We start from the raw sequence: 3,458 nt of genomic DNA on the forward strand, positions 1-3,458 counted from the left end.
TGACCGGCAGGCCCTTCCGCGCGACCCTGCCCGGGCAGCGCACCCCGCGCTACGACGCCGTGCTCCTCGGCGTGGACCGCGACACCGCCGAGCTCGACGACCGGGTGGCCTGCCGCGTCGACCTGATGTTCGGGCAGGGCCTGGTCGAGGAGACCCGCGGACTGCTGGAGCAGGGCCTGCGGGAGGGGCGGACCGCCGCGCGGGCCCTCGGCTACCAGCAGGTCGTCGCCGCTCTCGACGGCGAGTACGACCTGGCGACGGCCGCCGAGGAGACCGTCCGCGCCACCCGCCGGTTCGTCCGGCGCCAGCGTTCGTGGTTCCGCCGCGACCCCCGCATCCACTGGCTCGACGGCGCCGACCCGGAACTGTCGGCGGCGGCTCGTAGGCTGGTCTCGTGAGTGACGGCATCCCCTTCGCGAAGGGCCACGGCACGGAGAACGACTTCGTCGTGCTGCCGGACCCCGAGGCCGCCCTGGACCTGACGGCGGAGCGGGTCGCCGCGCTGTGCGACCGGCGGCGTGGGCTCGGGGCGGACGGGGTGCTGCGCGTGGTCCGTTCGGCGGCGCTGGGCCGCGAGGGGCCCGAGTGGTTCATGGACTACCGCAACGCGGACGGGTCGATCGCCGAGATGTGCGGCAACGGCGTGCGCGTGTTCGCCCGGTACCTGCAGCTCGGCGGCTGGCTCGGCGGCGAGGTCGGCACGCGGGCGGGCGCGAAGGGCGTCACGTTCGAGGGGGACCGGGTCTCGGTCGAGATGGGGCCCGCGGTGCTCGGTGCGGAGTCCGTGGCGCGGCTCGGCGGCCGCGAGTTCCCGGGGATCGCGGTGGACGTCGGGAACCCGCACCTGGCCTGCGTGACCACGGCGGACATCGCCGGGCTGGACCTCACCGAGCGCCCGGAGCGGGACGAGGCGTTGTTCCCCCAGGGGGCGAACGTCGAGTTCGTCGCCCCGGCCGAGGGGGACGCGCCGGTCGCGATGCGCGTGCACGAGCGCGGGGTGGGGGAGACCCGGTCCTGCGGCACCGGCACGGTCGCGGCGGTCCTGGCCTCGCTGCGGTCGGCCGGGCGCACCGAGGGGCGGCTGCCCGTCGACACGCCGGGCGGACGGCTCGAGGTCACGATCCGCGAGGGCGGGGCGTCCACGGTCCTGCACGGTCCCGCGGTGCTGGTCGCGCACGGCGAGCTCGACCGGGGCTGGTGGGAATCCCTCGGACAAGCCGCCCGTTCCGTGGGACACTCGGGAGCACGATGACTGAGACCCCCCTGACGTACGACCCCCGTGACCCCGCCCGCCACGATCCCTCGGTGGGCGAGATGGAGCTGGAGGAACGGTCCTCGCTCCGGAGGGTCGCCGGACTCTCCACCGAGCTCGCGGACGTCACCGAGGTCGAGTACCGGCAGCTGCGGCTCGAACGGGTCGTGCTGGTCGGGGTCTGGACCGAGGGCACGTCCGAGCAGGCCAACCAGTCGATGGTCGAGCTCGCCCGGCTCGCCGAGACCGCGGGCTCCCAGGTGATGGACGGCCTGGTCCAACGGCGCCAGAAGCCGGACCCGGCGACCTTCATCGGTTCCGGCAAGGTGGACGAGCTGCACCACGCGGTCGAGTCCGCGGGCGCGGACACCGTGATCTGCGACGGCGAGCTCTCGCCCGGCCAGCTGCGTCAGCTGGAGGAGCGGCTCAAGGTCAAGGTGATCGACCGGACCGCCCTGATCCTGGACATCTTCGCCCAGCACGCCCGCTCGCGGGACGGCAAGGCGCAGGTCGAGCTGGCCCAGCTGTCGTACCTCCTCCCGCGGCTGCGCGGCTGGGGTGAGGCGCTGTCCCGGCAGGTCGGTGGTCGGGCCGCCGGCGGTGTCGGCATCGGTGGCCGTGGCCCCGGTGAGACGAAGATCGAGCTGGACCGGCGCCGGATCCGGCACCGCATGTCCAAGCTGCGCCGCGAGATCAGCGCGATGAGCAAGGTGCGGGACACCCAGCGCGGCAACCGGCGGCGGCACGAGGTACCCAGCGTCGCGATCGTCGGCTACACGAACGCGGGCAAGTCCTCGCTGCTCAACGCCCTGACCGGGGCCGGTGTCATGGTGCACGACGCCTTGTTCGCCACCCTGGACCCCACCACCCGCAAGGCGGAGACGCCCGACGGGCGGGCCTACACGCTGACCGACACCGTCGGGTTCGTGCGGCACCTGCCGCACCAGCTCGTCGAGGCGTTCCGGTCGACGCTGGAGGAGGCGGGCCAGGCGGACCTGCTGGTCCACGTGGTCGACGCGTCGGACCCGCTGCCCGAGGACCAGATCGCGGCGGTGCGCAAGGTGCTGGTCGAGATCGGCGAGGAGCAGGGCGGGACCATGCCGCCCGAGCTGCTCGTGGTCAACAAGACGGACGCGGCGGGCGATCTCGCGCTGGCCCGGCTGCGGCACCTGCTGCCCGAGGCGGTGTTCGTGTCGGCCCACCGCGGCGACGGCATCGCGAAGCTGCGTTCGGTCATCGCCGAAAGGCTCCCGCGGCCGGAGGTCGACCTGGAGCTGCTCGTCCCGTACACCGAGGGCGGCCTGGTCGCCCGGCTGCACTCGGAGGGCGAGGTGCTCTCCTCCGAGCACGTGCCCGAAGGGACGCGGCTCCACGTCCGGGTGGGCCCGGAGCTCGCGGTCGTCGCGGTGCCGTTCGTGGTGGCGGGCTCGGAGCCGGAGCCCGCCGTGAAGCCCCGTACCGCGCAGAGTGCGGTGGGCTGAGCAGCCCGAACGATGAGGGTGCTGCGGCTCGGTGTCGCGCTGGCCGTGGTCGGGCTGGGGCTCGTGGGAGTCCCGGCCGCCGCGGCCCCCGTGGTGCCGGAGGACCTCTGCACCGTCTCCGAACCCCGGTTGGCCGAGCTCTCCGGCCTCGCCGTCCGCGCGGGCGAGATCTGGGCCATGGCCGACGGCGGCAGGCGCGTCTCGGTGCACCGGCTCGACCCGGCGGACTGCGCGATCGTCGAGACCCGCACCGCCGACCTGGACCCGTTCGACGCCGAGGACCTCGCCGTCACCCCCGACGGCACGTTCTGGGTCGCGGACACCGGCGACAACAACCGGCGCCGGGACACCGTGGCGCTGCTCGTGCTGCCGCCGCGCGGCGACCCCCGCCTGCACCGGCTGACCTATCCCGACGGCCCGCACGACGCCGAGGCCGTCCTGGTCGGGGCGGACGGCGTGCCCGTCGTCGTCACCAAGGAGGTGTCCGGGGTCGCGGGCGTCTACCGGCCCACGGGGCCCCTCACCGAGCCCGGTCCGACGGTCCTGATGCGCGCCGGGTCCGTGGGGTTCGCGCGGTCGGAGACCCAGGGCGGCCCGATCGGTGGCCTCGGCTCCTTCACCGTGACCGGGGGCGCGACCAGCGCCGACGGCACCGTCGTCGCCCTGCGGACGTACACCGACGCCTGGCTCTACCGGGTCCCGCCCTCCGGCGACGTCGTGGCCGC

4 protein-coding genes are annotated in these 3,458 nt (G+C 74.7%); all 4 read left to right on the forward strand.

All coding sequences use genetic code 11. The features are described 5' to 3' along the window. A partial coding sequence (locus tag H5J29_RS25710; RefSeq protein ID WP_281376109.1) for a tRNA (adenosine(37)-N6)-dimethylallyltransferase occupies positions 1 to 398 on the forward strand: 398 nt, incomplete at its 5' end. Continuing rightward, positions 395 to 1,252: a diaminopimelate epimerase gene (gene dapF, locus H5J29_RS25715; protein ID WP_181783599.1), complete on the forward strand. Its 858-nt coding sequence runs from the start codon at positions 395 to 397 to the stop codon at positions 1,250 to 1,252. The genes H5J29_RS25710 and dapF, both read left to right, overlap by 4 nt. Further along, positions 1,249 to 2,733, forward strand: coding sequence for a GTPase HflX (hflX, locus tag H5J29_RS25720; protein WP_181783600.1), 1,485 nt, complete (start codon positions 1,249 to 1,251; stop codon positions 2,731 to 2,733). Before dapF ends, hflX begins: the two co-directional genes overlap by 4 nt. Before the next feature lie 12 nt (positions 2,734 to 2,745). Further along, the coding region (locus H5J29_RS25725) for a hypothetical protein (protein WP_181783601.1) at positions 2,746 to 3,458 on the forward strand (713 nt) is incomplete at its 3' end.

The sequence above is a fragment of the Pseudonocardia pini genome (assembly GCF_013870575.1).
Lineage (GTDB): Bacteria > Actinomycetota > Actinomycetes > Mycobacteriales > Pseudonocardiaceae > Pseudonocardia > Pseudonocardia pini.